Below are 2780 nucleotides of genomic sequence, written 5' to 3'. Positions count from 1 at the left end.
CGCGCCGACCTGCGCGCCGGGCGCATCGGCCCGGCCGGCTACGAGGAGCGGATCGCCGCGGAGATCCGCGAGGTGGTGGCGTACCAGGAGGAGGCCGGTCTCGACGTGCTCGTGCACGGCGAGCCGGAACGCAACGACATGGTGCAGTACTTCGCCGAGCAGCTGACCGGCTACCTCGCCACGCGGCACGGCTGGGTGCAGTCGTACGGCACCCGCTACGTCCGCCCGCCGATCCTGGCCGGCGACGTCTCCCGCCCCGAGCCGATGACGGTGCGCTGGACGACGTACGCGCAGTCGCTGACGGACCGCCCGGTCAAGGGCATGCTCACGGGCCCGGTCACGATGCTGGCGTGGTCGTTCGTCCGCGACGACCAGCCGCGCGCCGAGACCGCCCGGCAGGTGGCGCTCGCGCTGCGCGACGAGGTCGCCGACCTCCAGGCGGCGGGCACGGCCGTCGTCCAGGTCGACGAGCCGGCGCTGCGGGAGACGCTGCCGCTGCGCGCCGCGGACCGGCCCGCGTATCTGGCGTGGGCGACCGGGGCGTTCCGGCTGACGACGGGCGTCGCGCGCGCGGACACGCAGGTCCACACGCACATGTGCTACGCGGAGTTCGGCGACATCGTCGCGGCGATCGACGACCTCGACGCGGACGTCATCAGCCTGGAGGCGGCGCGCTCGCACATGCAGGTGGCGTACGAACTGGCCGGTCACGGCTATCCGCGCGAGGCGGGGCCCGGCGTGTACGACATCCACTCGCCGCGGGTGCCGGACACGGCGGAGACGGTGGCGCTGCTGCGCACCGGGCTGCGGGCGATCCCGGCGGAGCGGCTGTGGGTGAACCCGGACTGCGGGCTGAAGACCCGGGGCTGGGCGGAGACGCGGGCGTCGCTGGCGAGCCTGGTGGCGGCGGCACGGGAAGTGCGGGGGGAGCTGCGGGAGTGAGGTGACGTCAGCCCTCCCCCTCCCTTTCCTCCTCACCCGCCGGCGGGTTCCGGGTCTCCTGGGCCAGCCGGCGGGTGAGCAGGCGGCGCGGGCCGGGGCCCGTGTCGCCGAGGACGTCGTCGCGGTTGCGCAGCAGGCAGCGCTCCAGCGACAGGCAGCCGCAGCCGATGCAGTCGGCCAGCCGGTCGCGCAGCCGCACCATCTGGTCGATGCGGATGTCGAGTTCGTCGCGCCAGGCCGCCGACAGCCGGGCCCAGTCCTCCTGCGTCGGGGTGCGCTCGTCGGGGAGCGTCCGCAGCGCCTCGGCGATCGTGCGCAGCGGGATGCCCACCCGCTGCGCGGTGCGGATGAACGCGACGCGGCGCAGCGTGTCGCGGGTGAAGCGGCGCTGGTTGCCGGGGGTGCGGCGGCTGCGGATGAGTCCCTTGCCCTCGTAGAAGTGCAGCGCCGTGACGGCGACGCCGGAGCGCGCGGCGAGCTGGCCGACCGTGAGTTCCTTCGCGTCGAAGGGGGGCTTGTCCATGGCCGTCAGGCTAGCCCTTGACCTCGATTATGGTCGAGGTCTGAGACTGGCCGCCATGACCTCTACCGGCACTCCGGAGCAGCAGCACGGGCAGCGGCGGCGGTGGCTCGGGCTCGCCGTCCTCGCGCTGCCCGCGCTGCTCGCCTCCCTCGAACTGACCGTCACCAACCTCGCCCTGCCCGCCATCGGCCGCGACCTCTCCGCCGGCAGCACCCAACTGCTGTGGACCGTCGACATCTACGCCTTCCTCCTCGCCGGCTCCCTCGTCACCATGGGCGTGCTCGGCGACCGCATCGGCCGCCGCCGGCTGCTGTTGTACGGGGCCGCCGGCTACGGCGCCGCCTCGCTGCTCGCCGCGTACTCCGTGAACGCGGAGATGCTCATCGCCGCCCGCGCCCTCATGGGCGTCGCCGGCGCCACCCTCATGCCGTCGACGCTCGCGCTGGCGGCGGCGCTGTTCCCCGGGCCGCGGGAGCGGACGACGGCCATCGGCGTCATCGTGGCCAGCGTCTCCGGCGGCACGGCGATCGGGCCGCTGGTGGGCGGCTGGCTGCTGGAGCGGTTCTGGTGGGGCTCGGCGTTCCTGCTCGGCGTACCCGTGATGGCGGTGCTGCTGGTGCTGCTGCCCGTGCTGCTGCCGGAGTCCCGCGGGCCCGCGGGGCGGCGGGTGGACGTGCTCAGCTCGCTGCTGTCGCTGGCCGCGGTGCTGCCGGTGGTGTACGGGCTGAAGCAGATCGCCGCCGAGGGCGCCGGGGCGGTGCCGGTCGCGGCGGTGGCGGCGGGGGTGCTGGTGGCGGTGGCGTTCGTGCGCCGGCAGCGGGTGCTCGCCGACCCGTTCGTGGACCTGCGCCTCTTCGCCGACCGTACGCTCGCCACCGCCGCGGCGACGCTGGCCGCCGGGATCTTCGTGCTGTGGGGCTGCAACTACGCGCTCGCGCTGTACCTCCAGCTCGTCGAGGGGCTGTCGCCGCTGGACGCGGGGCTGTGGACGGCGCCGTCGGCGCTCGGCGTGATCGCCGGTTCCATGCTGGCGCCGCGGCTGGCCCGCCGGTACGCGCCCGCGCGGATCATCGCCGTCGGGCTGGGGCTCTCGGCCGTCGGGTACGGGGTGCTGACGCAGGCCGGCGGCGAGCATGCGCTGCCCGTGCTCGTCACCGGTGCGGTGATCGTGTCGGCGGGGCTGGGGCCGATGATGGCGCTGGCCACCGACATGGTCGTCGGCGCGGCCCCGCCGGAGCGGCAGGGCGCGGCGGCGGCGATCTCCTCCACGGCGCCGCAGTTGGGCGGTGCGCTGGGCATCGCGCTGCTGGGCAGC

General features: G+C 75.1%; 3 protein-coding genes. 2 read left to right on the top strand and 1 reads right to left on the bottom strand.

Features of this window, described 5'->3' with window-relative positions; all coding sequences use genetic code 11:
- The coding region (metE, locus tag H5J30_RS25655; RefSeq protein WP_181789720.1) for a 5-methyltetrahydropteroyltriglutamate--homocysteine S-methyltransferase at positions 1-942 on the top strand (942 nt) is incomplete at its 5' end.
- A 7-nt stretch (positions 943-949) separates the two neighbouring features.
- Here the strand turns inward: metE and soxR are convergent.
- Positions 950-1465: a redox-sensitive transcriptional activator SoxR gene (soxR, locus tag H5J30_RS25650; RefSeq protein ID WP_181789719.1), complete on the bottom strand. Its 516-nt coding sequence runs from the start codon at positions 1463-1465 to the stop codon at positions 950-952.
- A 55-nt stretch (positions 1466-1520) separates the two neighbouring features.
- Between soxR and H5J30_RS25645 the strand changes: the two genes are divergently transcribed.
- A partial coding sequence (locus H5J30_RS25645; RefSeq protein ID WP_181789718.1) for an MFS transporter occupies positions 1521-2780 on the top strand: 1260 nt, incomplete at its 3' end.

Origin of the sequence: Streptomyces phytophilus, from assembly GCF_013870535.1 — a bacterium.
GTDB lineage: Bacteria > Actinomycetota > Actinomycetes > Streptomycetales > Streptomycetaceae > Streptomyces > Streptomyces phytophilus.
This window is presented reverse-complemented; position numbering and strand designations above follow the sequence as displayed.

Bases quoted from the DNA above. Each gene is read 5' to 3' on its own strand.
- soxR (WP_181789719.1), bottom strand. From the start codon at position 1,465: ATGGACAAGCCCCCCTTCGACGCGAAGGAACTCACGGTCGGCCAGCTC.